Annotated in this window: 28 protein-coding genes and 2 pseudogenes; 11 read left to right on the forward strand and 19 right to left on the reverse strand. The window is 66.0% G+C overall.

Going from position 1 to position 26633, the window contains the following annotated elements; all coding sequences use genetic code 11:
- The first annotated feature begins 48 nt into the window (after positions 1-48).
- The 3 genes and pseudogenes from ACFXKN_RS22805 to ACFXKN_RS22815 form a co-directional block, all read left to right on the forward strand.
- Positions 49-705 carry a TetR/AcrR family transcriptional regulator gene (locus ACFXKN_RS22805; protein ID WP_378963434.1) on the forward strand — a complete coding sequence of 219 codons (657 nt, stop codon included), beginning with the start codon at positions 49-51 and terminating at the stop codon, positions 703-705.
- Positions 706-805: 100 nt separating this feature from the next.
- Entirely contained in the window at positions 806-1852 is a 1047-nt protein-coding gene (locus tag ACFXKN_RS22810; protein WP_378963433.1) for a catalase family peroxidase, read from the forward strand.
- Positions 1849-2376, forward strand: a pseudogene (locus ACFXKN_RS22815) (cytochrome b); the annotation flags it as partial. The gene ACFXKN_RS22810 and the pseudogene ACFXKN_RS22815, both read left to right, overlap by 4 nt.
- A gap of 79 nt (positions 2377-2455) precedes the next feature.
- Here ACFXKN_RS22815 and ACFXKN_RS22820 read toward each other — a convergent pair.
- From ACFXKN_RS22820 to ACFXKN_RS22830, 3 genes are all read right to left on the reverse strand, one after another.
- Positions 2456-3478, reverse strand: coding sequence for a sensor histidine kinase (locus ACFXKN_RS22820; protein ID WP_378963432.1), 1023 nt, complete (start codon positions 3476-3478; stop codon positions 2456-2458).
- Positions 3471-4175 (reverse strand): response regulator transcription factor, encoded by a 705-nt coding sequence (locus tag ACFXKN_RS22825; protein WP_378963431.1) that lies wholly within the window; start codon positions 4173-4175, stop codon positions 3471-3473. The genes ACFXKN_RS22820 and ACFXKN_RS22825 overlap by 8 nt, the downstream gene beginning before the upstream one ends.
- A 71-nt stretch (positions 4176-4246) precedes the next feature.
- Positions 4247-4891, reverse strand: coding sequence for a TetR/AcrR family transcriptional regulator (locus ACFXKN_RS22830; protein WP_378963430.1), 645 nt, complete (start codon positions 4889-4891; stop codon positions 4247-4249).
- A gap of 82 nt (positions 4892-4973) precedes the next feature.
- On the opposite strand from ACFXKN_RS22830, the gene ACFXKN_RS22835 reads away from it, so the two are divergent.
- Both ACFXKN_RS22835 and ACFXKN_RS22840 read left to right on the forward strand, forming a co-directional pair.
- Positions 4974-5861, forward strand: coding sequence for an SDR family oxidoreductase (locus ACFXKN_RS22835; protein ID WP_378963429.1), 888 nt, complete (start codon positions 4974-4976; stop codon positions 5859-5861).
- Positions 5858-6976: a hypothetical protein gene (locus ACFXKN_RS22840; protein WP_379433777.1), complete on the forward strand. Its 1119-nt coding sequence runs from the start codon at positions 5858-5860 to the stop codon at positions 6974-6976. The genes ACFXKN_RS22835 and ACFXKN_RS22840 overlap by 4 nt, the downstream gene beginning before the upstream one ends.
- 70 nt (positions 6977-7046) lie before the next feature.
- On the opposite strand, the gene ACFXKN_RS22845 is transcribed toward ACFXKN_RS22840, so the two are convergent.
- Entirely contained in the window at positions 7047-7592 is a 546-nt protein-coding gene (locus ACFXKN_RS22845) for a hypothetical protein (RefSeq protein ID WP_378963427.1), read from the reverse strand.
- A 448-nt stretch (positions 7593-8040) separates the two neighbouring features.
- Here ACFXKN_RS22845 and ACFXKN_RS22850 point away from each other — a divergent pair, with 448 nt between their 5' ends.
- Together ACFXKN_RS22850 and ACFXKN_RS22855 are read left to right on the forward strand one after the other, a co-directional pair.
- A complete protein-coding gene (locus ACFXKN_RS22850; protein ID WP_379433778.1) occupies positions 8041-8748 on the forward strand; it encodes a response regulator transcription factor in 708 nt (235 codons plus the stop codon).
- A complete protein-coding gene (locus ACFXKN_RS22855; protein ID WP_378963425.1) occupies positions 8735-10153 on the forward strand; it encodes a sensor histidine kinase in 1419 nt (472 codons plus the stop codon). The genes ACFXKN_RS22850 and ACFXKN_RS22855 overlap by 14 nt, the downstream gene beginning before the upstream one ends.
- A 333-nt stretch (positions 10154-10486) precedes the next feature.
- On the opposite strand, the gene ACFXKN_RS22860 is transcribed toward ACFXKN_RS22855, so the two are convergent.
- The 3 genes from ACFXKN_RS22860 to ACFXKN_RS22870 form a co-directional block, all read right to left on the reverse strand.
- Positions 10487-11152: an MspA family porin gene (locus ACFXKN_RS22860; RefSeq protein ID WP_378963424.1), complete on the reverse strand. Its 666-nt coding sequence runs from the start codon at positions 11150-11152 to the stop codon at positions 10487-10489.
- Positions 11153-11190: 38 nt separating this feature from the next.
- Positions 11191-11853 carry an MspA family porin gene (locus tag ACFXKN_RS22865; protein ID WP_378963423.1) on the reverse strand — a complete coding sequence of 221 codons (663 nt, stop codon included), beginning with the start codon at positions 11851-11853 and terminating at the stop codon, positions 11191-11193.
- A 316-nt stretch (positions 11854-12169) separates the two neighbouring features.
- Positions 12170-12349, reverse strand: coding sequence for a hypothetical protein (locus ACFXKN_RS22870; protein WP_378963421.1), 180 nt, complete (start codon positions 12347-12349; stop codon positions 12170-12172).
- 170 nt (positions 12350-12519) lie between these two features.
- Here ACFXKN_RS22870 and ACFXKN_RS22875 point away from each other — a divergent pair, with 170 nt between their 5' ends.
- The gene (locus tag ACFXKN_RS22875; protein ID WP_378963420.1) at positions 12520-13020 is read left to right on the forward strand and encodes a GtrA family protein; all 501 of its coding nucleotides are present in this window, start codon (positions 12520-12522) and stop codon (positions 13018-13020) included.
- Between the two features lie 20 nt (positions 13021-13040).
- Here ACFXKN_RS22875 and ACFXKN_RS22880 read toward each other — a convergent pair whose 3' ends face one another.
- Both ACFXKN_RS22880 and ACFXKN_RS22885 read right to left on the reverse strand, forming a co-directional pair.
- Positions 13041-13856, reverse strand: a complete 816-nt coding sequence (locus ACFXKN_RS22880) for an ABC transporter permease (RefSeq protein ID WP_378963419.1) — start codon at positions 13854-13856, stop codon at positions 13041-13043.
- Positions 13853-14485 (reverse strand): ATP-binding cassette domain-containing protein, encoded by a 633-nt coding sequence (locus ACFXKN_RS22885; RefSeq protein ID WP_378963418.1) that lies wholly within the window; start codon positions 14483-14485, stop codon positions 13853-13855. The genes ACFXKN_RS22880 and ACFXKN_RS22885 overlap by 4 nt, the downstream gene beginning before the upstream one ends.
- Before the next feature lie 17 nt (positions 14486-14502).
- On the opposite strand from ACFXKN_RS22885, the gene ACFXKN_RS22890 reads away from it, so the two are divergent.
- Positions 14503-15141 (forward strand): PadR family transcriptional regulator, encoded by a 639-nt coding sequence (locus ACFXKN_RS22890; protein WP_378963415.1) that lies wholly within the window; start codon positions 14503-14505, stop codon positions 15139-15141.
- 77 nt (positions 15142-15218) lie between these two features.
- Here ACFXKN_RS22890 and ACFXKN_RS22895 read toward each other — a convergent pair whose 3' ends face one another.
- Together ACFXKN_RS22895 and ACFXKN_RS22900 are read right to left on the reverse strand one after the other, a co-directional pair.
- On the reverse strand, positions 15219-15842 hold the full coding sequence (locus tag ACFXKN_RS22895; RefSeq protein WP_378963414.1) for a DUF4203 domain-containing protein: 624 nt from the start codon (positions 15840-15842) through the stop codon (positions 15219-15221).
- A gap of 77 nt (positions 15843-15919) precedes the next feature.
- Positions 15920-16576, reverse strand: coding sequence for a GAP family protein (locus ACFXKN_RS22900; RefSeq protein ID WP_378963413.1), 657 nt, complete (start codon positions 16574-16576; stop codon positions 15920-15922).
- Between the two features lie 119 nt (positions 16577-16695).
- Here ACFXKN_RS22900 and ACFXKN_RS22905 point away from each other — a divergent pair, with 119 nt between their 5' ends.
- Together ACFXKN_RS22905 and ACFXKN_RS22910 are read left to right on the forward strand one after the other, a co-directional pair.
- A complete protein-coding gene (locus tag ACFXKN_RS22905; protein ID WP_378963412.1) occupies positions 16696-17118 on the forward strand; it encodes a DUF6325 family protein in 423 nt (140 codons plus the stop codon).
- Between the two features lie 13 nt (positions 17119-17131).
- Positions 17132-17440 carry an SHOCT domain-containing protein gene (locus ACFXKN_RS22910; protein ID WP_378963411.1) on the forward strand — a complete coding sequence of 103 codons (309 nt, stop codon included), beginning with the start codon at positions 17132-17134 and terminating at the stop codon, positions 17438-17440.
- Positions 17441-17496: 56 nt separating this feature from the next.
- Here the strand turns inward: ACFXKN_RS22910 and ACFXKN_RS22915 are convergent.
- The 8 genes and pseudogenes from ACFXKN_RS22915 to ACFXKN_RS22950 all read right to left on the reverse strand — a co-directional run bounded on the left by ACFXKN_RS22915 (position 17497) and on the right by ACFXKN_RS22950 (position 26613).
- Positions 17497-18462: pseudogene (locus tag ACFXKN_RS22915) on the reverse strand (DUF389 domain-containing protein).
- Between the two features lie 25 nt (positions 18463-18487).
- Positions 18488-19147 (reverse strand): GAP family protein, encoded by a 660-nt coding sequence (locus ACFXKN_RS22920; RefSeq protein ID WP_378963410.1) that lies wholly within the window; start codon positions 19145-19147, stop codon positions 18488-18490.
- 1 nt (position 19148) lies between these two features.
- On the reverse strand, positions 19149-20828 hold the full coding sequence (locus tag ACFXKN_RS22925; RefSeq protein WP_378963409.1) for a SulP family inorganic anion transporter: 1680 nt from the start codon (positions 20826-20828) through the stop codon (positions 19149-19151).
- Positions 20829-20948: 120 nt separating this feature from the next.
- Entirely contained in the window at positions 20949-22844 is a 1896-nt protein-coding gene (locus ACFXKN_RS22930; RefSeq protein ID WP_378963408.1) for an alkyl/aryl-sulfatase, read from the reverse strand.
- Between the two features lie 52 nt (positions 22845-22896).
- Positions 22897-23271, reverse strand: a complete 375-nt coding sequence (locus ACFXKN_RS22935; RefSeq protein ID WP_378963407.1) for an SHOCT domain-containing protein — start codon at positions 23269-23271, stop codon at positions 22897-22899.
- A 137-nt stretch (positions 23272-23408) separates the two neighbouring features.
- Positions 23409-23807 (reverse strand): nuclear transport factor 2 family protein, encoded by a 399-nt coding sequence (locus ACFXKN_RS22940; RefSeq protein WP_379433779.1) that lies wholly within the window; start codon positions 23805-23807, stop codon positions 23409-23411.
- Between the two features lie 142 nt (positions 23808-23949).
- A complete protein-coding gene (locus ACFXKN_RS22945) occupies positions 23950-24525 on the reverse strand; it encodes a TerD family protein (protein WP_378920691.1) in 576 nt (191 codons plus the stop codon).
- An 81-nt stretch (positions 24526-24606) separates the two neighbouring features.
- Complete coding sequence (locus tag ACFXKN_RS22950; protein ID WP_378963405.1) at positions 24607-26613, reverse strand: hypothetical protein; 2007 nt, start codon at positions 26611-26613, stop codon at positions 24607-24609.
- Between the last annotated feature and the right edge of the window lie 20 nt (positions 26614-26633).

The raw sequence follows: 26633 nt of genomic DNA on the forward strand, positions 1-26633 counted from the left end.
GCTGTCGTCACTTTAACGGCAGGGACGTCCCAGTGGTCAAATATCGGAATGGCAGACAATCCTTCGACGCCAGGGCGCCCCTACGCGGGCGAGAGCCACACCGACCGGGCCGCGCGACGCTCCGAACAGCTACTCGATGCCGGGTTCGAGCTGTTCGGGACCGTGGGCTACCGCGCGACGACCGTGCGGGCGCTGTGTCGCGAAGCGAAGGTCACCGACCGCTACTTCTACAAATCGTTCACCGACAGCGAGGACCTGATCGCCGCCGTCTATCGGCGGTGCATCGACCGCCTCCAGGACGCGGTCCTCGACGGCTTGCGCGCGGCGCCGTCGACCGACCCGGACGACCTGATCACCGCCGGGCTCGATGCCTTCTTCGCCGCGGTCGAGGATCCGCGGCTGGCCCGAATCGTCTGGCTGGAGGTGCTCGGCGCGAGTCCACGACTGGACGAGCTGTATATCGCCACCCTGAGCACCTTCCTCGACGTCATCCCGCCCACCGTTCTCGATGCCTTCGAACAGCAGGGACTGGACCGCGAACACACCCAGCTCGTCGCGATCGCGCTGGTCGGCGCGATCAATACGACGGGGATGGCATGGTTCCTGCGCGGCTACGACACACCACGATCGGCCATCGTCGCCGCGGCGAAACGCGTGATCGGATTCGCGAGCGGGCCAGGTCGACAAATAATGAACAAACCATGACGGACCCCGGTGATACCGGTGGATCGATTGATTCTCACGGTCATTGATGAATACAGTCTGGGCGAGGTTGTCAGGCATGACAAGACGAGCACAGAAACGGATGTCTACTGTGGACAGGCGAACACTCCTCGGTGCGATGGCAGTCGCGGGCACGGGGGCAATGACCATCGGCGGATTTCTCTTCACCGAAAGTCTCATCGGACCGGAACGGCTCACCGCGCGGCGAGTCGTCGATCGCCTGCAGAATATCCATGGCACCCATTCTGGATTTCGCCGCAATCACGCCAAGGGCGTTGCCGTCGAGGGCTATTTCGAAAGCAATGGGAATGGCGCGCAATTGTGTGCCGCGTCCGTTTTCCGAACGGGCAGGTACTCGGTGCGGGGGCGGTTCTCGTTGTCGGGCGGCAATCCCCACATCGCCGAGGATCCGGGCGTCGTGCGCGGTCTCGGACTGCAGTTCAGACTGCCCGCGGGCGAGCAGTGGCGGATGGCGATGATCAATCTGCCCGTCTTCCTCGACCCCACACCGCAGGACTTCCACGACCGGGGCCTGGCCTTCGCCAAGGACCCGGCGACCGGCAAACCGAACCCTCAACTGGTGTCGGACTACCTCGCCACCCATCCGCGCACCGTGGCGGCGATGAAGGTCGCGAAATCCGACCCCCCGGCTCCTACCTTCGCGACGAGTACGTTCCACGGCCTGAACGCGTTCGAATTCACCGACCCACACGGCACGACCACCCCGGTCAGGTGGAAATTGGTCCCTGAGACCGAGGCGACCCCTGATCTGCGCCCCGAGAGCCTGTTCACCCAGCTCACGACGGATCTGCGACACGGTCCGCGCCGTTGGACGATGCTGGTGGTGCGTGGCGTTCGAGGCGAGGACCGAACCGACGACGCCTCCGTACCGTGGCCGAGCACGCGTCCCGCGGTGAATGTCGGCACCGTGGTGCTGACCGGTATCGCCACCGAAACCTCGGACAACGTCCGCATGGTGAATTTCGATCCGCTGGTATTGCCCAACGGCATCGCGCCGTCCGACGATCCTTTGCTGTCGGCGCGATCGGCCGTCTACGCCGAGTCCTTCCGCCGACGGGCAGGCGAGCCCGACAACCGCGGCTCGGTGGAAGCGCAGGGCCGGGCGTGAACCCACCCACACCACAGGTCCGGTTCGGCATCGTCGCGCGAATCCTGCACTGGACAATGGCCGTACTCATCGTGGCAATGCTTTTTCTCGGCGCCGCGCTGGTCGGCTCGCTCGGCCATTATCACAGTATTCTGGTCCTGCATGAGACCGTCGGCGCGTTGATTCTTGTGCTGGCGCTGATCAGAGTCGTCAACCGAATCCGCGATACACCACCGCAGCAACTGGATTCGATCGCTCGGCCCGAGCGGATAGTCGCGACCGTCTCCGAATATTCGATGTACGCCTTGTTCATCGCCCAACCCGTCGTGGGATGGGCACTCGCCTCGGCATCGGGCATACCGATTCGCTTGCTCGGCGGAATTCGGCTACCGGCCATTACACCGACCGATCCGCATCTTTATCACGCGCTGCGGAACGTACACACCGTGCTCGCTGTCGGTTTACTCCTGGCATTCACCGCGCATATGTGCGCCGTGCTCGCACACACCCTGATCCTGCGGGATCAACTGTTGAACCGCATGCTGTTGGGCACACGCCGACGATCGGCGCCACCGGCCGTCGACGATCTCCGACCGGCCGACGGACCCGCGCCGGAGCCGCTGGTCAGTGCGCCATCAGCGGTAGCCGCACCTCGAACCGACAACCCGGGTCCCGATTCTCCACCGTGATATCGCCCCGGTGGGCCGCCATGAGGCCAGCCGCGATCGCCAGACCCATCCCGCTGCCGGTCGGCGCCCCCGCGGCAGCGACCGGCGAGCGCGCCGAGGTGCCCCGATAGGCGACTTCGAAGATGCGTGGAAGGTCCACTTCGGCGATCCCCGGTCCCGTGTCGTCGACGCGGGCCCACGCATGGCCGTCGCGCGACCCGGCGGAGATCGAGACCTGACCGCCGGGCGGGGTGTGGGCGATCGCGTTCGACACGAGGTTGGTCAGTACCCGGGTGAGCGCGCGGTCGCTGGCCGCGACTTCGATCCGCGACGCCGGTTGCTCGGCGGCGAGCGCGACGCGCGCGCGGTCGGCGCTGGGCCGGTTGGCGGCGAGCACTTCGTCGACCAGCTCACGCAGGTCCACCGGTTCCAGCTCGAGCCGCAGCGCGCCGGCGTTGATCTTGGACATCTCGAACAGATCGTCCACCATGGCCGAGAGCCGATTGGTCTCGCAACCGATCTGATCGGCGTAGCGGGCGACGTCGGTCGCGCTGCTGACGACACCGTCCGAGAGCGCCTCGGCCATCGCCCGAATACCGGCCAGCGGTGTGCGCAGATCGTGGCTGACCCAGGCGACCAGTTCCCGGCGCGAACGCTCCGCTCGTCGCTCCTGTTCACGGATCTGCTTTTCCCACACGGTCTTTCGTGCCTGTTCGCGGCCGAGCAGGAGCGCGGCGGGCACCGTGACCGCAGCTACCACAACCAGCACGATCGTGGTCCGCCTGAGCCCGTTGGACATCAGTCCACTCACCCCGATGATGCCAGCCAGCGCCGACAGCGTCGGAATCAGCACCAGCACAGCCATGCTCGTGGTCAGGGAACGATTGCTGGTGGCACGCAGAATGAGAGCGCCGATCAGCACTACGGGCACCGTGCAGGCCAGGGTCAACAGGATCAGCTCGGCGGTATCCTCAGGCATCGTCGCCCTCGGCGGGGACGGGGTTGCGGGCCCAGGCATAGCCCCGGCCCCATACCGTTTCGATCCGATGCCGGTCGCCGAGTTTGGCGCGCAGCCGCTTGATATGCACGGTGACCGTGGACAGATCGCCGAACTCCCAGCCCCACACCTGAGCAAGCAACTCGGTGCGGCTGAAAACTCGCTGGGGGTTCTCCAGCAGGAATACCAGCAGATCGAACTCGCGGGCGGTCAGTTCGACCGCCTGCCCGGCCACCGACACCGACTGGGAGTCGAGGCGAACCTGGACCGCGTCGTCGCCGATGACCTCGCGTCGAGGCTCGTGCGCCGTGTTGGATCGCCGCAGCACCGAGGCCACCCGCAACGCCAGTTCACGCGGGCTGAACGGCTTGGTGACATAGTCGTCGGCACCCGCCTCCAGCCCGAGTACGCGATCGTCCTCGTCGCCGAGCGCGGTGAGCAGAATGATCGGAGTATCCGGACGCGGGCCGGACCGCACCGCACGACAGATGTCGATACCGTCGGGCGCGGGCATCATCACATCCAGCACGGCCAATTGGACCTCGCCGCCCTGCTCCGCCAACGCGGCCAGCGCGGCGGGACCGTCGGCGGCCTCGACAACAATGCGGCCATCGCGTTCGAGATAGCGGCGCACCACATCCCGGACCATCGGGTCGTCATCGGCGATCAGAACAGACATCGGATTGCCATTTTCGTCAGATCGTGCGGGCATGAATCAGCGGTGTTGTGGCGTGCGGGCCACACCGCGCGCTACGGGTCCTGAGACCACTCGAAGGCGGCGGTGAACAGAGACGCGCAGGTAGCGGTGAGTTCGTCTGGATCCTCCTGCCTGCCCGCCATCAGCCAATACACGAGTAGGTGGTTGACGGCGCCGACGAGCGCGACCGCGGTGAGGTGACGGGCTTGCGGTGTCTGCTCGGCCTCCATGGCAGACCAGACGTTCATCACGATGTCGGCGAATTCGCGCAGGACACCGTGTCGCCGCTGCTCCATGGCCGGTGAGACGCCGACGACTTCGACGAGCACCACCCTGGCACGTCGTGGGTCTTCGGTGAGGTAGTTGACGAATCCGGCCAGGCCGCTGCGAACGATCGTGGCGATATCCGATGCCCCGGCCTCGGTGGCCTCAGCCATCGCCGCCAGGGTGGCTGATCGCATGTCGTGCACCAGTCGGTCATAGAGCGCGGCCAGGCATTCCTCGCGGTCACCGAAGGACTCATAGAAATAGCGCTCGGTGAGGGCGGCCTGCTGGCAGAGCCGCTTGACGGACGTGGCTTGGTACCCGTCGACGCCGTACCGGTCCAGGGCAGCCTCGAGTAGCGCGATCCGGCGCTGCCGGGTGCGCTCCACCGGTGCGAGACCGGTGTATCGCCGCCTGACTGGCGCCGCGCTCATACCGCTCCTTCCGTCACGATGTTCAAGGGTACCCAAGTCATTTTTGACATGTTATCGTGTCAAAAATGCGAACAGGAGAAGCATGCGCACTCGTTCCGGGAATCCAGCAACACTGAACGGCAAGGTCGTGGCAGTCACCGGCGCTGCCCAGGGCATCGGCCGTGAAATCGCTCGCGCGCTGGCACTGGCGGGCGCCCGCGTCGGCCTCGGCGACCTGGATGGCGACGCGGCCCGTGCGACGGCGGCGGCGTTGAACAGCGAGATCGCCGGACAGTCGAACGGTGCGGTCGAGGCGTTCAACCTCGACGTGACCGACACGGCATCCTTCACCGCCTTCCTCGCCGACGTCGAGTCCACCTGGGGGCCGATCGAGGTGCTGGTTAACAACGCGGGCGTGATGTGGGTCGGCAGTTTCGACGCCGAACCCGAGAACGCCACCCGGCGCCAGCTCGAGGTCAACTTGCACGGCGTGATCAGGGGTGTCAAACTCGCCGCCGCGACGATGCAGACCAGGGGGCGCGGCCATATCGTCACCATCGCCTCGGCCGCCTCGAAACTCTCCCCTCCCGGCGAATCCACGTACGCGGCGACCAAGCACGGCGTGTACGGCTATCTCAAAGGCGTGCGCACCGAGCTCGCGGCCAGCGGCGTGCAGCTGTCGATCGTCATGCCGGGCGTGGTCGACACAGAGCTGGCGGCGGGCACCGCGACCGGCGCCGCGAAGATGCTGCGGCCCGCCGATGTCGCCCATGCGGTCGTCGCGGTGATCGAACGCCCTCGCTTCGAGGTCTCCCTGCCCGCCTTCGTCGGCCCGCTCACCCGCTTGGTCGAGGTCCTGCCGCAATGGGGGCGCGACTTCATGTACCGCAAGATGCTGCCCGACCAGGTGGCCGCCGTCGCGGGATCGTCCACCCGCGAGTCCTACGAATCGCGCCTCACCGGCAACAGCCCGACCCAAGGAGAGTCATGACCGCCGTGCAGCCCTCGCCCCTCGATACCGTGCGTCCCATCCCGGAATTCGAAGGCGTGCACCAGATCTGGCCACGCGGTGACCGACTGGCCGCAGTGCGCAGCGCCGCCGAGCGGTACCGAGAGCGCTTCCTGTCCCAAGGCCAGGTCAGAGCGATCAAGAGCTTCGACATCGCAGCGGCGCCCTATCCTGCACGGTTCGCCTTCCAGGGGTACTCGATCAACGTCAACCCGATGATCTCGATCATCAACCGGATGTTCGTGATCCAGTTCGAAGGATTCGACGGCAAGCTCAAGACGTTGGTGTGGGAACCGACCGTCGCCGCGGGATCGGCGGAAGCGCCGTTCTACAACAAGCTCCAGAAGGTCTCGCGCAGCCTGCGCGCCGAGAAGCTGTTCGTCACCTACTACAACGACCCCGACACCGTGCTCCCCCGCTTGGGGCTGCGCAATTCCGACGTCGACTACCTCAGCTTCGATCACCTCCATGTGCAGGACGTGCGCATGATCATGGGTTCCGACACCCCGATAGCGGGTGAGACCGAACCGCGAAAGCCGTTGTTCCCCAACGCCAAACTGCTGGTACACCGCAAGGAGCTCGGCACGTTCGAGTCCATGCACCCGATGCAGTGGGCGTGGTACGTCGAACACGGGATGGACGGCGTGCCCGCCGACCGGCTCGAGGTCTTCGACGGTGATGTCGAACTCGGCGTCGGCGTGAGCCTGCTGTGGACTCCCGGTCACACCGACGGCAATCACTCGCTGGTCGTCAACACCCCCGACGGTGTGTGGGTGTCCTCGGAGAACGGGATGGCGGCCGACAGCTGGCAGCCCGAGTTGTCGAAGATCCCCGGCGTCAAGCAGCAAGCCGCCTTCTACGGCCGCGAGGTGGTGCTCAACGGCAACACCCTCGAGGATTCCCTCGACCAGTACGACTCGATGGTCAAGGAGAAGACCTTGGCCTCGCCGTCGCCCAAGGATCCCCAGTGGCTCCAGATCATCCCGTCGTCGGAATGCGCACCGTGGAAGCGCCAGTGGCCGGTGGTTCCCACGCACAGCCACGGCGGACTCGACTACGGCACCATCACCGCCCCCGACCGATCGCCCGAACAGTGACAATGACAGCGCGGGGGAACTGAGACATCCGGCCGGGAGCTCACGCTGCTCGGCCGGATGTCTCGTAGTTTCAGACGAGCTCGGGAACGCGCAGGTGGGCGAAGCCGAGCCGGAACTCCGCTACCTCGAGAACCTCGGCTTCCATGGTGCGGGTCGCCGCGGCCCGCATTCGATCCACCTGTTCGCGGCTGTTGTCGAGCTCCTCTCGGCTCGCCCAGACGGTCGATCCCACGCCTCGCCCGGTCTCCCGGTCGACGAACAGGCTGGCGCTGCGGAATCCTTCGATCTTCTCGAGCTCCGGCAGCAGGGTGTTCTTGAACGTCTGGATCGCCAGGTCGACACCGGACGGGTCGACTTGGACCCAGGTACACCGGGTACAGGCACTCGCGCCGGCCAGATGATCGCGGTGCATGACCGCTACTTCCCATTCCTCGATATTGTCGACCGTGCCGTTGAGCGCCTCGGCCAGACCATCACGCAGGGATCGGACGCGCATTCTGCTCTCGTGCAGCGCGGCCTCGGATTCCCACGCGGTCGTGGCGATGCATCGGCCTGTCGCCCTGTCCACCATCAGCGACATGCCGACCCACCCGTCGAGCTCGGGCATATTCGGCATCACCGCATTGTGGAGGTATGCGATACCGCGGTCGATCGACGACCGCTGGGCCGCAAATGTGCTGGAACGTGCGTACACGGGGCCACCTCCTACTTCAGGAAGGGCGGCGCCCCGGTGGGCGCCACCGGACACATCTACTGTCCTCCGAAGCGAGGATCCACACAATGCGATGGACGGTCTCAGAACACCGATAATTTCGCCGTATTCAATGGCGCCAAGGTATTGACATCGAGCAAATCAGGAGAAGACTGGATAGATACCGGAACACCGGAAATGAGCCGCACTGCCGACGAAGACGTTTGCCGACGGTTGTGACGTAATTTTCAGGATCTGGCTAAGCCCCCGGCAAGCCAGTCGAATAACCGGAGTTGTCAGCGACGACTGAACTCATGGTTTTCGATGGAGACTACCGGGGACTGTTCTGTGTGGGGCCGATAGGCTCCCCACCATGAACGCGCAGTTGATGATCGTCGAGGACGACACCCGGGTTCGAGCGTCACTGCGGCTGGCGATGGAAGACGAGGGCTACACGGTCGCCGAGGCGGACTGCGCCGAGAACGCGCTCGATCAGGTCCACAATCTCGGTGCTCCCGACGTGATGCTCGTCGACCTCATGCTCGGCGGAATGGACGGATACACCTATATCCGTGAGGTGCGTCGCGCTCATGACGTGCCGATCATCGTGGTCAGCGCCCGCGACGACACCCATGACGTGGTCGCCGCGCTGGAGGCGGGCGCCGACGATTTCGTCACCAAACCGTTCGAGGTCAAAGAACTCTCCGCACGTATCAGGGCGCTGCGCAGGCGTACCAGGAACACGACCGACCGCGATGTCACCGAGACTGTCCTCGACGCGGCAGCGCACCGCAGGCTGGTGCTCTGTCCGGAGCGCGGCGCGCTACTGCTGGCCGGCGAGGAAGTGCATCTCACGCTCACCGAGTTCCGGCTGCTGTGCGAGCTGGCACAGAACGACAGCCTGGTGCTGAGCAGGCAGGTGCTGCTCGACAAGATCTGGGATCGCGGGTTCTTCGGCGACGAACGCATCGTCGACGTCCACGTGCGCAGGCTGCGTACCAAGATCGAACGGGATCCCGCCGACCCGCGGCTGATCGTCACCGTCCGCGGTCTCGGCTACCGGCTCGATGTCCAATCCTGAACGCGGGCACCGTTTTCCGTCACGGTTCCGAGGCCTGCGCGGCCGCGTCACCGCGACGTTCGTGCTCAGCGCGAGCCTGGTAGCCGTTGTCCTGTCCGGATCGGTGTACGGCATCAGCACCAATTACATGGAGTCGCAGCGGACTCGCACTGTCGAACGGGCGGTGGGGGTACATGCCGAACTGCTGCGCATGCGGCTGACCGGCGCGGACGTCACCGGTGCTCAGGCCATGGACGCGCTCCATCTGCCGAGCGGCACCATCGCGATGTTGCGTCAGGACACCGGATGGTCGCTGGTCGGGGCCGACGTCGAACTTCCGTCGGCGTCGGCACTGCCGATTCCCGACCCGGGCGATGCGGTGGACAGCACCGCCACCCGAGTGCGGATCGGCGCGCAGCCCTATCTTCGGGCAGGCGCTGAGGTCGAGAACGGCACCGTCCTCTACGAGTTCGCACCACTGCTCGAACTCGAGTCCAACCTCCGGATGCTGCGCACGATCCTGCTCGCGTGCTCCGTGCTCGCCGTGGCGATCGCCGCCGCGATCGGCGCCTGGGCAGCACATCGCGCACTGAGCCCGCTGCGTCAGGTCGCCGCGACTGCTTCCCGGATCGCGTTCGGCGAGCACGAACTGCGGCTGCCACGTACCGACGACGAAGAACTGTCGGCCACCGTCGACGCGTTCAACGCGATGGTCGACTCACTGCAGCTGCGCATCGAGCGCGAACGGCGCCTGGTGTCCGATCTCAGCCACGAGCTGCGCACGCCACTGACCACCCTCACCACCACTGCGACGGTGCTGGCCGGGCACCGCGACGAACTGTCCGAGCGTCCGCGCGCCGCGCTGGGACTGCTCGTGGAGGAAACCGCGTACCTGCGCGGACTACTCGATGACATGCTGGCCCTGGCCCGCGTGGAAGCGGGGATCCACCGTTCCGACCAGATCCCACTCGAGCTGGCGGAGCTCCTCACCCATTTGCTCGCCGGTCGTGGCGTGGCGCCGGAGCTGCTCGACATCCGCGACGCCGGGACGATCCGCGGGCGGCGCACGGAACTCGAACGCGCACTGGTCAATCTGCTCATCAACGCCGAACGGCACGGTGGTGGCGTAACCGGTGTCGGCGTCGACCGCGTCGGCGGCGACATCGTGGTGACGGTCGACGACGCGGGCCCCGGCGTGGCTCCCGAGAACCGCGAACGCATTTTCGAACGCTTCGTCACCGCCTCACGTGCCACGGCCGGCACCGGCATCGGTCTCGCGCTCGTCAGCGAAACCGTCCTCGGCCACCACGGCACCCTTCGCTGCACGGAAAGCCCCCATGGCGGCGCCAGATTCGTGCTCACCATCCCCGCCTTGACCGACGGCCTTCACGAGATCGCAAAGAACCGACCGGAGCCCTCGCAATGATTGCCTGCGATTCTCTGTTGGTGCCGCAGCCGAGCACCGCGTGGTGTTCTCGGCCCCCTTGGACCGCCGCCACGCGGGACAACGATGAGGGTCACGTTCTGTGCCAGGGACGACGATCCGCCGGGGCCCGGTCGCGCACAATCCGGTCACCGGGATCGGCGCTGTCATTGCATGGCACCGGTCCGGAGGAGGACCGGTCATCAGGCGGTTTTGCCGTCAGGTGGCCGACGTCCGGTTGTCTGCGAGCGACACCCGATTCCGGTGACCGGATATCCGCCGACGTATCGAGGCCCAGCGCACAACGCGCCGGGCCTCGATACCGGATCGATCAGATCAGCCGATGCTGAACGGCTGACCCCACAGCGTGACGACCGAGGTCACGTTGTCGGTCTCGACCTTCACCTTCACAAAAGCACGCGCCTGGGCGTAGCCACCACAGCCGGACAGACCGATAGTGGTGTCGGCCCAGGTCACCGAGCCGCTCTTGCCCTTGAACTTGTTGTCCTTGCTGTGGTCCTCGTTGCCGTAGTCATCGGCCTTCTCGAGGTCGAGAATGTAGAACGACTCCGCCTGGCCCGGTCCGAGACTCAACTCGGCGCCGGTGTCGGCACCGACACCGGGCTTCTTGCCCGCCCAGTCGCTCTCGCCTTCGACGCCACCTTCGACGCCGCCGCCGTCGATGTTGACCTGGCAGCCGACCACGTAGCCGGGACGGATCTTGCCGCCCTTGGCGTTACCCGACACCTCGACCTGCGCACTGCCCGACACCCACGCGTTGCGGTGCACCGGGGTCGAACCCATCGACGGGTTGATGTTGGCCGACTCCCCGACCAGACGCACGGTGACGGTGGTGCCGTCGGACAGCGTCTTGACGATCTCACCGCCGGGCAGCGGAATGAAGGTGTCGGCGTTGGCAGCACCGGCCGACAGCATTCCGACGGTGACAGCGGCAGCGCCGACGACACCGGCCAGACGCGCCGCATTCTTACGGTCGAACATATGTTTCATCCTCTGATCTGAAGTCTGGTTCGGGCGGGTCAGCCGATGCTGAACGGGGCACCGTAGAGGGTGGTCTTGGAGTAGTGGTCGCCGATGATCTCGACCACGGTGTACGAGCGGGCCTGCGCGTATCCGGCACAGCCCTGCACCTCGATCTCGACGTCCTGGTACTCGATCGAGTAGACGCCGGCCTTCACGATGTCCTTCTTCTCGAGCTGGACGAACTCGACCTCGCCCGGGCCGAGCTCGATGCCCGCCGAGCCGCCGACGCTGAAGCCGGACAGGTCGATGCCACCGGACACACCGGCGGCGATCGCATCGTCGCCGATCGAGACCTGGCAGCCGATGATGTAGCCGGTGTTGAGCTGTGAGGCACCGTGGGTGGAGGAGTTGTTGGTGCCGTCGTTTCCGGACGGACCGTTGTTGGGACCCACCTCGCCCTCGGGCGTGATGGTCACGTCGGCGCTCACGTTGGCCGAGACCCACGCGACCCGGCCCGCGCCATTGGCGGCCATCGACGGCGAAACCACGGCGTGCTCACCGGTGCGCTTCACCGTGACACCGTGGCCGACCCGCTCGCCGTCCGGCAGCGGAACGAAAGCATCGGCACCGGCGGTACCGGCCATGAGCGCACCCAGTGCGAGTACGGCAACGCCGGTGCCGACAGCATTGCGGCCACCACGGATTCGGTTGATATTCATACTTCCCCTCATCAGGTTCGAGCAGTCATCCCACGGCCCCGCGCCAGCGCGTGCCGAGGGCTTGACCGAGCTTCCCCGCGAACCGTGGCGTGCCAACGCCCCTGCGAAAGCCCACTGATGAAAGTCGTGCTACGAGAACCTTTCCGGCTCTTTGCGGTGATACTTCAACGGCCGTAAACAGTTCGCAACAATTCCATCCCGCCCACGCGGCGTCGCAGCAGCGATTCCCCTGGCAGCGTCGATTCGAAGATGGTGGCGATCTCGCAGCACTGAGCCTCGCCCCACCGAGCTCGGGGCGCACATCGCGTTCGCAGCGTCAGTGTGAGTAGTCCCGGAACGTCATGACGCCGCCGACCAGGACAACCATCACCGTGAGGATGTAAACGGTGACGCGGACCCAAGTCGGCCCGTAGTAACTGACCGCCATCGACGCGCCGAGCGCTACAAGAATCAGCACCACGCCGTAGAAGGGTGTGCGTTGCTCCCTGTCAACCATCACTCCAGTGTCCACCCACTGCGCTGCGGGTGCCATGCCGATTACGACGGCCGATGCTCGGCGCGGAGGTGCGCGGCGGCCTCGACACTTGTTTATACGTATACATCTACGTATAGTCACAGGGGTTGGCCGGCATCCCGCCGAATCCCGCACGCTTGATCGGAACGAACATGACCGCCCCGCAGATCACCCACCCGGGAATGCTCCCCACCAGCGTCTACACCGCGTTGGCCGGTCCTGCGACGCGCGTCGATCTCGTCCGCGTGCGGCGATACCTGCGCAGCGATCACACGTTCGCCCAGCTGATCCGGTTCGCCCTGGTCGGCGGCGCCAGCAATATCGCCTATGTGCTGCTGTTCATGGCCATGCACGGCAGCGGCCCACTGCTCGCCAATGTCGCCGGATCGATGGTGAGCACGGTGATCGCGAACGAATTGCACCGGCAGCTCACCTTCCGGGCCGGGAGCAGGGTCGGCGGGTTCACCGCGCAGTGGGAGGGCGGCGGGCTGGCGCTGCTCGGCCTCGGGATCAGCACGGCGGCGCTGGCCGGATTGGATTTCCTGGCACCGGACCTCGACGAAGCCGCGCAGGCAGGCGCCGTGATCGCCGTCATGGCCGTGGTCGGCGGACTGCGTTTCCTGGTCCTGCGCAGTTTCGTCTTCGGAAAATAGGACCGAAATGCTGCGCTGAGCTAGCGGCTCAGGTCTCTGAACCGCCGCACCGCCAGCGGGAAGAACACCGCGATCAAGGCCAACGGCCAAGCCACCGCCAGCATTTCGGCGTGTTCAGCGGCCCAGGAGTCACCGACCGCACCCGGATTGCCGAACAGGCCACGCACCGCGGTGGCCGTTGCCGACATGGGGTTCCACTCGACGACCGCACCCAGCCACGACGGCATCGCTTCGGGTGCGGTGATGGCATTGGAGAGGAAGCTGACCGGCCAGACCAGGATCTGGACCGCCTGCACCAGTTCGGGCTTGCCCGCGACCATCGCCAGGTAGATGCCGATCCACAGCATCGCGAACCGGAACAGCAACAGCAGTCCCACCGCCGCCAGGAACGCGGCGGCTCCGTCGTGCCAGCGCCAGCCGATCGCGTAACCGACCGCGATCATCACGGCCAGCCCGACCACCGACTGCAGCATGTCGGCGATGCTGCGTCCCACCAGGACCGCGGCCGAGTTCATCGGCATCGAGCGGAATCGGTCGATGACTCCCTTGCCGAGGTCCTGCGTGACCGAGAGCATTGTCGACTCGAGTCCGAAAGCCATTGTCATGGTGAGCATTCCAGGAACCAGGTAGTCCTTGAATTCCCCGTCGATGCCGCGCCCGCCGCCGATCAGGTAGGTGAACATCACCCGCAGCATCACCGGGAAGACCAGCCCGACGACCACTTGCACGGGCTGGCGGACCCAGTGCGCCAACTCGCGTCGGGTCATCGTCCAGGAGTCGGTGAGCGCCGTGCTCAGTGTCGAACCGGGGTGGTTCGTCGAATAAATCGCGCTCATGCCGCGTTCTCCTTGGTCAGGTGCAGGAAGACTTCGTCGAGTGTCGGCCGCCGGATCGCGATGTCCTCGGCTTCGATGCCGTTGGTCTCCAGCGCCCGGACGGTCTCGGTCAGTGCCACCATCCGGTCGCCGACCGCGGCACTGACCATCCGCCGGTCCTCGTCCACCACCGCCTCGCCGGGGATGAGCGCGGCCGCGAGTGCCAGTTGGGTGACGTCGTGCAGGACCACGTCGATGCGGTCGCCGCCGGTCTTGGATTTCAGCTGGTCGGCAGTGCCTTCCGCGATGACCTTTCCGTGGTCGATCACCGAGATCTGGTCGGCCAGCTGATCGGCCTCCTCCAGGTATTGCGTGGTCAGCAGCACGGTGGTGCCGCCGTCGACCAGCGAACGCACCGAACTCCACACCTCGGCGCGGCCGCGGGGGTCGAGCCCGGTCGTCGGTTCGTCCAGAAACAGCACCTGCGGTTCGGAGATAAGCGACGCCGCGAGGTCGAGCCGCCGCCGCATACCGCCGCTGTACTGCTTGACCGCCTTCTTTCCGGTGTCCGCGAGCCCGAATCGCGCAAGGAGTTCATCGGCTCTGACGCCCGCGCGGCGCGCCCCGAGGTGGTAGAGGCGCCCGAACACTCGGAAGGGAGATGTCCATGTCAGCGATCCGGCTGCTGGTCCTCGGCGCGGTCCGTCAGCACGGACGGGCGCACGGCTATCAGGTGCGCAACGACCTGGAATTCTGGGGCGCCCACGAATGGTCCAACGCCAAGCCGGGCTCGATCTACCACGCACTCAAGCAGATGGCCAAGCAAGGATTCCTCGTCGCACACGAGGTCGCACCGAGCACCGTCGGCGGTCCGCCTCGCGTCGAGTACGAGATGACCGACAAGGGCACCGAGGAGTACTTCACGCTGCTCCGCGAGGCTCTGACCTCGTACGACCAGAAGATGGACATGCCCTCGGCCGGCATCGGGTTCATCGTCGACCTCCCCCGCGAGGAGGCCGTCGCACTCCTGAGGCAACGGATCACCGGCCTCGAGCAGTGGCGTGGCTCGGTCACCGAGTACTACACACCGGAGCAGGGGCCGGGCCAGCTCGGACACATCGGCGAGATCATGAACATGTGGCTACACTCCGCCGACAGCGAAGCGGCCTGGACCCACAGCCTCATCGAGCGCATCGAAGGCGGCGCCTATACCTTCGCCGACGAGGGCGAACCCTTCGTGGGCGTCCTCGCCCAGGACCAGCCGAACCCGTTCACGACCGGATCGCACCCCGACGACCTCCGCTGACGCGAGCCCCCGGCTCCACGACTCGCCGAAAGGTCATCCGGCCCCACGTGACCGACCCATCGCACCCGTGCGGTCAGCTAGCCCGTTGGCCAGCCGCCGTTGCGGTTTCTCATGTCCGGCTCGTCGTCGTCGCCGACCAGGTGCTCGATGCCGAGCTTCTCGGCGAACAGGTGACGCTGGGTGATCCAGCCGAGTATCGACAGGCCTGCCCAGGCCAGGGTGGCGGTGATCTGCTGCCAGCCGGGTTCGGGGTCGCGCAGGAACGACAGCGAGTCGCTGAACCGCGCGATACCGCTGCAGACCATGCTCGCGCCGCCGATCGAGGTCAACCACAGCAGCGCGCGAGCCCGGAACTTCTGCGCCAGGAACGCGCCCGCCACACACATCGCGAGCACGACGATCATGCTCAGGGCGAAGTTCTTGTCGCCGGGCTGCAAGACCGTCGCCAGCTTGGTGCCGATCATCGCGCCGGTGAGCCCGCCGATGAAATAGGCCGCGAAGCGGAATATCAGTGAGGTGACGGCCCAGACCGCGACCGCGCCGATCAGCGCGACCAGCAACAGCCACCAGAAGTTCGCGTTGAACAGGTCGGCGATCAGCCAGCCGAGACCGAACCCGATCGCGAGCAAGCCCAGGTTGACCGAGCGAATCCCGTAGAAGCACAACAGCGCTCCGACGAGGGCGACCAGAATACCGTTCATCCGCGTTCCTTTCGGCAGGTGAGTAGCCGTGCAGTGACTCGAAGCACCGGTATCGACAGCACCACGTTCCCTCCTTGCTACAGCCCGCCGATGCCCTTGCCGACGACCACCGAGCCCATGATCAGCAGCACGATCGCCATCACCGCATGATTGTTGAGCTGCAACCACTCCCGCAGACTGTCGAGCATCGGACCGAGTTTGTCGGCCGCGAGCATGTACCCGATGACCACCGCCAAGACGGTGACCGAGGCGAGCGCAGTGAACACCACGATCGCGACCAGGTCACCCCCCGCGCCCAGACCGCCGGCCCCGATCACGACACCCGCCGACACACACAGCAGCAGATTCTTCGGATTGACACCCGACAGCAGCGCTCCCAGACCCAGCGCCTTCACCGGCGTGAGCGTGTCGATCGCCTTCATCCAGCCGGGCACCTCGGTCTGCGACCGTTCCTGCCACTGGATCACCGCCAAGACCACGAGCGCGACGCCGAGAATGATCTTCACGACCGAGGCGCCCGTCGACGGTTCGCGGTCCGTGCCGCCCAGCATCCCGGCGAGCAAGGTCATCACGCCGGTCACGATGAGGATTCCGGCCACCCAACCCACCGCGAAGCCCTTCGCGGCACCGCCGGCGTTCTTCGACAGGATCATCAGAATGGCCGCGATGATCGGTATCGGCGAGACTGCGACACCCACCGCCAACGGCAGGAGACTTCCGATGACTGAGCCCATGCCACGACGCTAAGCGGGCCGCTCCCGGCGCGCCTCACACTTTCCGGGTGAACTGCGCGCACCGTTTCATCCGAATCGGGTGAAGCAGCCAGGCACGCGCCGACGGCATGATTCGGCACATGGGATCACCATCAACGCTCGGACCGGTCGAATTCCTTGTACTCGCCTTTCCCGGCACCGACATCGACAAATCCGTCTCTGGGGCATTGGCCGATGTCGTCGCGAAGGGGACGGTCACGTTGCTCGATCTGATCGTGCTGTCCATGGACGAGGCGGGCACCATCACCGAACGCGAGATCGACGACGACATCTCCGCGGTGGGCCTGACGGGCCTGACGGCGGCCGACATCGACCTCGTCAGCGACGACGACCTCGACGTCGTCCGCGCGTCGATGGAACCGGGAACGACCGCTGTCGTCATCGTTTTCGAGGAAACGTGGGCCACCCGCCTCGCCGCCGCGGTGCGTGCGGCCGACGGCGAGGTCGCGCTCCACGTGCAGGTACCGCGCGATGCCGTCGACGCCGCGCTCGCCCTCGCCTAGGAAGGAAACCGACATGCCACTCCGGATGGGTCGCGTCGGGCGACCAGGACTGCTCGGAGCCGTGGCCAGGACGGCCGTTGTCGCGGGCACCGCCACCGCGACCTCGAACGCGGTGAACCGCCGAGGAGCGCGGCGCGCCGCCGAACAGCAGGCCTACGCCCAGCAACAGGCACCGCCGCCACCACAGGCTCCCCCACCGCCCGCTGCCCCGAGCATCGGCCAGGACACCGTCGCCCAGCTCGGACAATTGGCCGAGCTGCATTCGTCCGGGGCGCTATCGGACGCCGAATTCGCCGCCGCGAAAGCCAAACTGCTCAGCTGAGCGCCCCGCCGACGATGCCCCCACCGACCGGCGGGGGCATCGCTGTGTGCGATCAGCTACTGCACCCGACCACCGACCGTGTGGATGATGACAACCTTCGGATCCCACGGAACCAGATCGTTCACCTTCTGCTGCAACTCCGCGCGTGGTGGCAACTGCTGAGGACCGAGCACCGAGACCGTTGCGATGTCGCCCTGCAGGTTGACGTCGATGACCTGCGCATCCGGCGCGTCGCGCAGCCAGTCGCGGGCCGCGTCGGCGATCTGACCGGCCCACAATGTGGACAGCGAATTGAGCACCATCGGGATCGCCACCAGCACAAGGGCAGCGCCGAGCACCAGGTATGCCCTTGCGCGCCGTACCGTCGCAGGATCGGCATCGCCCGCGTATCCGGCGACGAGCAGCACGATCGTCGAGGTGATGATCATCGCGACGACGTTCGACGCGAACAGCACGAACGCGCCACCGGCGAGTGCGGGCGCGTGCGAACCCAGGCACACGCCGACCACCCCGAGGGGCGGGACCAGCGAAATCGCGATCGCCACACCGGGCAGCACATCGCCCACGTCACGCCGAGTGATCGCGATCGCCGCGACCAGGCCGGTCGCGATCGCGGCGGTCAGATCCATCAGCTTCGGTGAGGTCCGACCGACCACCTGCGCGTTGGACAGAACATTGACGGGGTTGGGCAGCAACTGCGCGAAGAGGAAACCGAGCGCGATCACCACGACGATCCCCGAAACGACCAGCTACAGGCTCCGGCCGAGCAACGGCGCACGACCGGTCACCACACCCAACGCGACACCGAGGATCGGTATCGACAGCGGCGCGACGATCATCGCGCCGATCACTGTCGCGGTGGAATCGCCGATGACACCCGAGATCGCGATCACTGCCGACATCACCAGCATGATCCAGAACGCCGACCGCTTCGACGCGACCTGGCCCACCGACAGATCCAGCTTGTCGGTTAACTCATCCAGCGATCTGCGTTGGTCCTGCGGGACCAGAAAGCTCAGCATGGCGGTCCTTTCCGAGGAGTTCACTTCAGCCAGCGAGGCTGACGACGCCGCGAAGGGTGAACAAGGCACCGAATCCGAGGAGTACCGACAGCGTCAACAGCCGACTGTTGCGCAACATCCACGCCTGCGCAGCTGCCAAACCCTGGTCGGCCCGTTCACCCACCGCGAGATATATCCCGATCGGAATCAGGAAGTCGGCGACCGCCGCGACCAGCAGGATCACGGTTGCCAACAGAGCCGCGGCCAAGCCGACCGCGGAGCTGGCGATCACGCTCATCCCCGACAGCATGATGAACAGATTCGGGTTCAACACCCCGAGCACGAGTCCCATCGCGAAGGCTTTTCGCGGGCCGGCATCGGCCAGTTCGGCGAGAACGCGCGGTTGTTCGTCGGTCTGTGGACGCGGCCGCACCAGCATGAAGGCGCCCAGCCCCAAGAAGATCAGACCGACCACGAGTCCGGCGGCATGAGAGGTGTGGGCCGTCGTCGCCGCCGGGTCCGGCGCACCGCCGAGGCACGCCGCGAGCGCGATAATCGCGTAGACGACCAGGAACCCGAGCCCGAACATCGACGCGTTGCGCACCGGGTCGCGCGAACGAAGCAACAGGACACAGCCGATCACCGCGCCCGGCGTCACCATCAATCCGATGATCTCCGGCAACAGCAGTACCAGCAATCCACCCATCTCACGGCCTCCGCTCTCGGTGGATCCGAACCTCGGCATCGGCGTAGGCAGCCAGTGTCGACTCGCCGAGAGTGCTTGTTGCCGGGAAGAATTCGATGTGCAGGCCTTGCCCGTGCAGCAGGTCGTCGGTCCAGACGTCGCGAATCCGTGGGTCGACACCGCTGAGGTAGAGGCGACCGCCGAGCGTGTCCAACTGCCGGGCGTAGTCGCCGATCACGTGTAGGAAGGTCGCGCTCACGCTCGTCCGCCCACGCAGTCGCAGGATGACGATCGGGTCGTGCGCGCCGTCAGGGTCCGGCAGCTTGGCTTGCAGCGTGCGCGCACCCGCGTAGAACAGGCTGCCGTAGACATCCAGGATGACGATTTCGTTGTCCGACATCGTGGGCGGTGCCTTCGCCTCGACGAGATTGTCACCCTCGGCCCGCAACCGCACCACCTTCAAGTCAATGGCTTCCTGATTCAACTGCAGCAGCAGCGACAGACCGACACCGACACCGACCGCCGCCGTCACCGGCAACAGCAGGGTGGCGACGAAGGTCACCACCAGCGCGGTCCGTGAGATCGTGCCGCTGCTCCAGATAGCGACTAGGCCGTCCGGATTGACCGAGCGCGCGGCGGCGACCATCAGAATCGCTGCCAGCGTGGGCAGCGGTACCCGGCCGACCACCCCGGCCAGCCCGACCAGGATCACCAGAATCCAGAGCCCCGACCACATCCCGCCCCAGCGGCTACGCGCACCGGAGGAGACGTTGATCGCGGTCTGCCCCACCGAACCGCCTACCGGCATCCCACGAAATAACCCGGCGAAGATATTGCCGATACCCTGCGCGGTGAAATCGCGATCGACCGAGGACCGCGAGCCGCGCGGGTTGGGCGCCGACTCGGCCACCCCCGTGCCCTGAACCAGCACGATGACGGTCACCGCCAATGCCCCCATGATCAGCGACGGCGACAGCACGCCGAACTCCGGCAGGTGCGGCAGCGGAACCCCGGTCGGGATCTCGCCCGTGTCAGCGACCGTCCCCACCTTGTCCCAGCCGAAGACGAGCACAACGAGCATCGGCACGATCAAGGCGAACAGCGAGGCGACAGTGCGCAACCTCGTGTGCGCGAGCGCGATGAGCAAGATTGTCGCGAGCAGCCCGACAACCGCTGCACGCCAATCGAAGTCGAACGGATGCAGCACCACGTGGAGTGCTTTCGTCGCCGCGATCGACCCCCGCACCGGTGCGCCGAGCAGACTCGGCAGCTGACCGAACAGAATATTGGCCGAGATGCCGAGCAGGAACCCGGTCATCACCGAATGCGAGACGAACCTGGTGTACTTGCCCAGCCGCAGGATCGCGGCGACGATCATCATCGCGCCTGCCACCAACGTCAACATGACGATGGCGCCCGACCGCTGATCAGGTTCGACATCGGTCAAGGTCGAACCCACCGCCAACGCGGAAGCGCTCGTCGTGGTGACCACCATCAGCTGCGTACTCGTGCCGAACCCACCGAAGAACCGACCGGCCATGCTCGCGTACAGCCCGTGGACCGGACTCACGCCCGCGAGCACACCCGCCGCCATCCCGTCCGGGACTCCGCCGATCGCGCCCGGAATCCCGGCGACGACATCAGCTTTCGACACGCGCTCCGCCGCGAACCAGCGCCGCACCCGATGCACGACCTCAGCCACCGAACCGCCGCTTCACCGTCGGTATCGCGCCCATCGCATCTCCTTCGACGGCGACCGGTATCGACCCTCGATCGTCGCCGATCGCGCCGCACACCCCTGCGCTATCGGCTGGGAGCTGGATCAGGGCGTCACGATCGCGAAATCTGGGTCGGGGGCGTCCAGGTAGCCGACCAGCTCGGTCAGCGCGGCGGGGTCACCCTCGACCGTCACACGGCCGTCGCCGATCATCTGGCCCAGATCCGCGCCGCCGAGCAGCGCCGCGTGCAGATCCGCTTCGGTGAGCGTGAACGTCGCGTCGGCGGGCGCGAGGTCGCCCTCGACATCGAAATGCACGAGTACCCCGTTGCGGAGCAGGGCGCGGTGCACGGTTCCGGTGTCCTTGATCTTCCAGTCGAGGACGATCCTCGCCGACCAGGCCCGCGGACCGTCGACCCGCAACGCGATCGCGTCGAAGACCTGCTCCACGGAGAGCGCGGCCGCGATGTCGTCCGAGGAGCTGGCCAGCGGCGTACCGACCGCGCCGTTGCGCAATTCGTACGCACCCATCAGGAAGAAGTTGCGCCAGGTGCCGTTCTCGGAGCCGTAGCCCAGCTGTTCGAGCGTGTCGGCCTGCAGCGCCTTCGCCTCGGCATTGCCGGGGTCGGCGAAGATCACGTAGTTCAGCACCTGTGCGACCCAGCGGAAATCGCCGTCGGCGTAGGACTTACGCGCCTTGGCGATGGCCTCGTCGGCACCGCCCATGAACTCCAGGTGGCGGCGCGCGGACTCGACCGGAGTGTGCTGCCACAGGTTGGCCGGATTGCCGTCGAACCAGCCCATGTACCGCTGGTAGATCGCCTTGACGTTGTGGCTGACCGAGCCGTAGTAACCGTGGGTGGACCACGAGTTCTCCAGGGCCGGTGGCAGCTGGATGTCCTCGGCGATCTCGAGACCGGTGGCGCCCTTGTTGAGTGCTCGCAGCGTCTGGTCGTGCAGGTAGCCGTAGAGATCGCGCTGGATCGAGAGGTACTCGGTGAGCCGCTCGGTGTCCCAGGTCGGCCAGTGGTGCGAGGCGAACACCACGTCGGAGCGGCTCGCGTAGCGGTTGATCGCCTCGGTGAGATATTTCGACCAGACGTGCGGGTCGCGTACCAGCGCGCCACGCAACGTCAACAGGTTGTGCAGGGTGTGGGTGGCGTTCTCGGCCATGCACAGCGCTCGTCGGTCGGGGAAGTAGAAGTTCATCTCCGAGGGCGCCTCGGTACCCGGCGTCATCTGGAACTCGATGGCGACTCCGTCGACAGTCACGGTCTGGCCGGTGTGGTCGATGGAGATCGTCGGCGTGATGAGGGTCGGCTGTCCGGTCGAGGTCGTCGGCCCGAGGCCGGCGCCGACCGAACCCAGCGGCCCCGGCGGCAGTGCCGCGCCGTACATGTAGGCGGCCCGGCGAGCCATCGCGGTACCCGCATACACGTTCTCTTCCACCGCGTGCTCGGCGAACCCCACCGGCGCGATGATCGGGCACCGCCCCGCGTCGACATCGTCTTGCGTGGTGACGCCTTTGACGCCACCGAAGTGGTCGATGTGGGAATGGGTGTAGATCACGCCGGTCACCGGGCGGTCACCGCGATGCTCGCGATACAGCGCGAGTCCCGCGGCGGCCGTCTCGACCGAGATCAGCGGATCGATCACGATCACGCCGGTATCGCCCTCGACCAGTGTCATGTTCGACAGGTCGAGTCCACGGATCTGATAGATGCCGTCGGTGACCTGGTACAAGCCCTGCATCGCACACAGTTTCGACTGCCGCCACAGACTCGGGTGCACGGTGGGCGGGCACTCGCCGTCGAGGAACGCGAACGCGTCGCTGCTCCACACCACCTCACCCTCGGCGTTCTTCACCACCCCCGGTGTCAGCGCCGCGACGAACCCACGCTCGGCATCGGCGAAATCCTGCGTGTCGCCGAACGGCAGCGTGTGCGACGACGTCTCGTTGTTGGCTTCGATACTGGCCGAGGCGGCCTGCTGACTGGTCATCAGATCCCACTTCCCATCTGTGCGCGCTGGATTGCGTTGATGTTCGCCGATGTCAGGCGAGAGCCTTGGCCTTGAGCTGCTGGAATTCCGCCTCGGTGATGGCTCCGGCGTCGAGCAGCTTCTTCCCGTCGGCGATCTGGGCGGCGGAATTGGTACCAGCGGCCTGTCGGATGTAATCGTCGGTCTCCGTGCGTGCCTGCTTGTGCGCCTCGGCGGTCCGTTCCGCCATTCCACCGCCGCGGACGATCAGATACACCAGTCCGGTGAGCAGCGGGAACAGGAACAAACACACCACCCACACCGCTTTCACCCAGCCCGAGGTGCTCCGATCACGGAAAAGATCGGTGAGGAGGTAGAACATCAACATCAGGTAGGCGGCAAAGCAGAAGCTCACAATGATGACCCAGAGAACGTCCCACACCGACATGATTCGACCCTCGCTTCCGTGATGCGTGAGCACCGGCCGGTGTCACGATTGCACCTATGACGCCATCGTGGCGAAGAATCCGGCCTCACACATCATCCGAATCGGGTGAATCCGGCCCAACCGCCCGATCACGCGCGCTACTTCTTCGTGGTCGTGATCTGGGTCAGCAGGCAGCGCCATCGGCCGTCGGTGCGGAGGAAGGCGTCGGTGGTCCATTCATCGGCATCGAACCGAACACCCTGGTAGTGGGCGGTGTTGGTGATCCGGGTCGTCAGCAGCGCGAGCTCGCCGTGGTAGCGGATTCTGGGTTCACCGACGCGCATCATCGCCGAGTGGGTGAGGTCGCCCGACCGGACGAATGCCAGGAACTGCTCGGCCGTGGTTATGCCGTTCTCGGAGACCATGATCCATTCGTCGGCCATGTATGAACCGATCCGGTCCGCGTCATCGGCGACAATCGCCACCTGCCACTCGTCGAGCACGGCGAGGAGGTGGTCATCGACTGATCGGTCTGGAGAGCGCCTTGATGTTGTCATGATCCAACGCTAGGACCGGCATTGCGCCCGGTCTTGGACGAATGGAACGACAGTCCGGCGTGGTGGAGCGTGCGTGCTGGTCAGCTGCGTGATCGCCCGGGTATTCGAGCACGTCCGCAGCTGACCGGCACTGTTCGGTGAATCAGAGGTTGACGCCGAAATCGCGGGCGATGCCCTCCAGGCCCGAGGCGTAGCCCTGGCCGGTGGCGCGGAACTTCCACTCGGCGCCGTTGCGGTACAGCTCGCCGAAGACCATGGCGGTTTCGGTGGACGCGTCCTCGGAGAGGTCGTAGCGAGCCAGTTCCTCACCGTTGCTGCGGTCGAGCACGCGGATGTAGGCATTGCGCACCTGGCCGAAGGACTGGCTGCGGTTCGCCGCGTCGTAGATCGAGACCGGGAACACGATGGAGTCGATCGTGGCCGGGGTGTTGGCCAGGTCGACATTGATCGTCTCGTCGTCACCGTCGCCGGCACCGGTGGTGTTGTCGCCCGCGTGCTCGATCGCGCCCTCGGGCGACTTCAGGTTGTTGAAGAAGACGAAGTGCCCGCTCGACACCACCTTCTTGTCGGCGCCGAGGCCGATGGCGCTGGCATCGAGGTCGAAGTCCGTGCCGGTGGTGGTCCGCAGATCCCAGCCGAGACCGACCGCGACGGCGGTGAGGTTCGGCGCTGCCTTGGTCAGTGAGACATTGCCGCCCTTGGACAAGCTGACACCCATATCGAAACTCCCCTTGATCATCGCGGCACGAAGCGCACCGACGCCCACACCCTAGCGCTGAACTCTGAACGTTTGCTGTGATCAATCCCCTTCGGCTGCACCCGATTCCACAGGCAACCGGTCGGCACCCCAACTGCGGTGCAGGTAGCCGATCACCCGGTCGAGTTCCGCGCGCTCGACGGCGGCCAGCTCGCCCGGCTCGAGTGGGTCGAAATGGAAAATGTAGAGGCGCGAGGCGAATTGCTCGAAGGGCAGCGACGCCTCACCGAAACGCTCACCGTGCCCGGCTGTTCCGACGACGACCCCGTCGCCCCAGTCCTGGCCGCTGTCGTTGTTCGGGTTGTAGAAATACACCCGCATCACGTCCTGCGGGTCGAGACTGACCCGGAGCACGGTGATCGCATGCCAACCGACGAAGCGGGCCGCACTGTCGGTGACGGCGATACCGGCGGGCTGCGGATGGATCACCGGCTGGTTGCCGTTGTAGAACGGGTGGTAGCCGGCGTAGAAGTGGCGCAGGAACTCGTCGAGGTCGGTGAGGTGCCCGGTGGCCACGTCGACATTGATCCGGAACCCGCGGCCGGACCACCAGCCGTGGAACTCCGGGTTGATCCAGCGGTGCGGATCGCCGTCGCGGCCGACGCAACGCCGTCCCATCTCGGCGTAGATCCGGTCGAGGTGCGGAACCACCAGCAGTGACACCGGGTCCAGATCGAGTTGCAGCGCAGTCGATTCCGCGTCGGCGGTCTCGCGCGAGGAGATCGGTTGCCCCTCGAAGTGCATCACGATCTCGTCGTCGCGCGCGGCCCACACCAGTGTCTGCAGCAGATAGTCGGGATCGTTGTAAGCCCACATCGACAGTGCCCGCGCCGATTGGCAGGTGGGGTTGTCGCCCTGCCCGATCCCCAGCGGCAGGCCGAGAACCGACAGCATCCCCGACAGCAACCACGCCCGCGGATCCGGCGTCGGCCCGAACACCCGGGTCAGCCTGCGGCGCGAGTGCGGTGAAAGCCGTAGTGCCAGTTGGCGCCACAGCGCGGGCGCGACCGGCGGCTGATAGAGGATGCCGCGTTCGAGCAGCAAGGTGAGTCCGTACACGCACTGCGCCGTTTCGACGTGGACAGCCTGCTCGATGAGGCTGTGCACGAGTTCGTGATAGCAGAGCAGACTGTCGCGGCCGGTGCTGGACAAGCCCATCGCCTCACCGAGCAAGTACTCACCCTTGGTGAGCAGAAAGCGAAGCAGCACAGCGTGATACGGCGACACCAACCCGGTGTCGTGCATGGACCGCGCGAATCCCGTTGCCTCGTACTGCAACGCACTGTCGTCCATCGATTCCAGCCGCGTGCGGTAGATCTCGACCCCGGGGTCTTCCCTGCACCCCTCGGTGGTTCCGTAGAGGCTGCTGATCAGCCGGTCGGCACCGAGACCGCTGGCACCGAGATCCACCTCGGGATTCGCCCGCGCGACTGCGATCTGGGTGATCATCCGCTTGACCCCGTCGACCTGAATGGGCCGCTGCCGCAGGATGCGCCAGATCTCGTCGACCAGGTTCTCGAGCACCTTCTCGTACCCGACCTCGGCGACGAGGTAGTGCAGCAGTTCACGCGAGACCTGCGCCATCCGCCCCTGCTGCTCCCGCTCGGCCTCGGTGGGCGGGGAGAACAGCAGCGACAGATTCACCGCGAGTACCTGCGACAGATGATCCCCAGCCTGTTCGGCCGAGATCAGCGCGTGCTGATAATCGCCCTTGGCGACCGCGAGCAGGCGCAGATCACTCACCGCCTCCAGCACCATGGTGTCGGCATTGGCGCTGCGCAACGAGCCGGTGCTCAGCGCCGGGATGAGGATCTGCGGTTGCGCCCAATCCGTACCGAGGAACAGCCCCGCGGCCTCCAGCTTCTCGGCGCGTTCCCGCACCGCGGCACAACCGCCGGGCAGCAACAGTACCCGCCGCAGGGAATCCATGACCCTGGGCAGTTTGACCAACTTGCCGAAATCGCCTGTGTCCGCGAGGGACTGTGTGGCGTGGTCCACCGTGGCGAGGCGCCGGTCCAAGCTCGCCGGGTCGTGGCCGTCCGGACTCAATCGCCGATCCCTTCACACAC

The organism is Nocardia sp. NPDC059195 (genome assembly GCF_042754695.1).
Lineage (GTDB): Bacteria > Actinomycetota > Actinomycetes > Mycobacteriales > Mycobacteriaceae > Nocardia.

Bases quoted from the DNA above. Each gene is read 5' to 3' on its own strand.
- ACFXKN_RS22805 (WP_378963434.1), top strand. From the start codon at position 49: ATGGCAGACAATCCTTCGACGCCAGGGCGCCCCTACGCGGGCGAGAGC.
- ACFXKN_RS22810 (WP_378963433.1), top strand. From the start codon at position 806: ATGTCTACTGTGGACAGGCGAACACTCCTCGGTGCGATGGCAGTCGCG.
- ACFXKN_RS22820 (WP_378963432.1), bottom strand. From the start codon at position 3,478: ATGCCTGAGGATACCGCCGAGCTGATCCTGTTGACCCTGGCCTGCACG.
- ACFXKN_RS22825 (WP_378963431.1), bottom strand. From the start codon at position 4,175: ATGTCTGTTCTGATCGCCGATGACGACCCGATGGTCCGGGATGTGGTG.
- ACFXKN_RS22830 (WP_378963430.1), bottom strand. From the start codon at position 4,891: ATGAGCGCGGCGCCAGTCAGGCGGCGATACACCGGTCTCGCACCGGTG.
- ACFXKN_RS22835 (WP_378963429.1), top strand. From the start codon at position 4,974: ATGCGCACTCGTTCCGGGAATCCAGCAACACTGAACGGCAAGGTCGTG.
- ACFXKN_RS22840 (WP_379433777.1), top strand. From the start codon at position 5,858: ATGACCGCCGTGCAGCCCTCGCCCCTCGATACCGTGCGTCCCATCCCG.
- ACFXKN_RS22845 (WP_378963427.1), bottom strand. From the start codon at position 7,592: ATGCCGAATATGCCCGAGCTCGACGGGTGGGTCGGCATGTCGCTGATG.
- ACFXKN_RS22850 (WP_379433778.1), top strand. From the start codon at position 8,041: ATGAACGCGCAGTTGATGATCGTCGAGGACGACACCCGGGTTCGAGCG.
- ACFXKN_RS22855 (WP_378963425.1), top strand. From the start codon at position 8,735: ATGTCCAATCCTGAACGCGGGCACCGTTTTCCGTCACGGTTCCGAGGC.
- ACFXKN_RS22860 (WP_378963424.1), bottom strand. From the start codon at position 11,152: ATGTTCGACCGTAAGAATGCGGCGCGTCTGGCCGGTGTCGTCGGCGCT.
- ACFXKN_RS22865 (WP_378963423.1), bottom strand. From the start codon at position 11,853: ATGAATATCAACCGAATCCGTGGTGGCCGCAATGCTGTCGGCACCGGC.
- ACFXKN_RS22870 (WP_378963421.1), bottom strand. From the start codon at position 12,349: ATGGTTGACAGGGAGCAACGCACACCCTTCTACGGCGTGGTGCTGATT.
- ACFXKN_RS22875 (WP_378963420.1), top strand. From the start codon at position 12,520: ATGACCGCCCCGCAGATCACCCACCCGGGAATGCTCCCCACCAGCGTC.
- ACFXKN_RS22880 (WP_378963419.1), bottom strand. From the start codon at position 13,856: ATGAGCGCGATTTATTCGACGAACCACCCCGGTTCGACACTGAGCACG.
- ACFXKN_RS22890 (WP_378963415.1), top strand. From the start codon at position 14,503: ATGTCAGCGATCCGGCTGCTGGTCCTCGGCGCGGTCCGTCAGCACGGA.
- ACFXKN_RS22895 (WP_378963414.1), bottom strand. From the start codon at position 15,842: ATGAACGGTATTCTGGTCGCCCTCGTCGGAGCGCTGTTGTGCTTCTAC.
- ACFXKN_RS22900 (WP_378963413.1), bottom strand. From the start codon at position 16,576: ATGGGCTCAGTCATCGGAAGTCTCCTGCCGTTGGCGGTGGGTGTCGCA.
- ACFXKN_RS22905 (WP_378963412.1), top strand. From the start codon at position 16,696: ATGGGATCACCATCAACGCTCGGACCGGTCGAATTCCTTGTACTCGCC.
- ACFXKN_RS22910 (WP_378963411.1), top strand. From the start codon at position 17,132: ATGCCACTCCGGATGGGTCGCGTCGGGCGACCAGGACTGCTCGGAGCC.
- ACFXKN_RS22920 (WP_378963410.1), bottom strand. From the start codon at position 19,147: ATGGGTGGATTGCTGGTACTGCTGTTGCCGGAGATCATCGGATTGATG.
- ACFXKN_RS22930 (WP_378963408.1), bottom strand. From the start codon at position 22,844: ATGACCAGTCAGCAGGCCGCCTCGGCCAGTATCGAAGCCAACAACGAG.
- ACFXKN_RS22935 (WP_378963407.1), bottom strand. From the start codon at position 23,271: ATGTCGGTGTGGGACGTTCTCTGGGTCATCATTGTGAGCTTCTGCTTT.
- ACFXKN_RS22940 (WP_379433779.1), bottom strand. From the start codon at position 23,807: ATGACAACATCAAGGCGCTCTCCAGACCGATCAGTCGATGACCACCTC.
- ACFXKN_RS22945 (WP_378920691.1), bottom strand. From the start codon at position 24,525: ATGGGTGTCAGCTTGTCCAAGGGCGGCAATGTCTCACTGACCAAGGCA.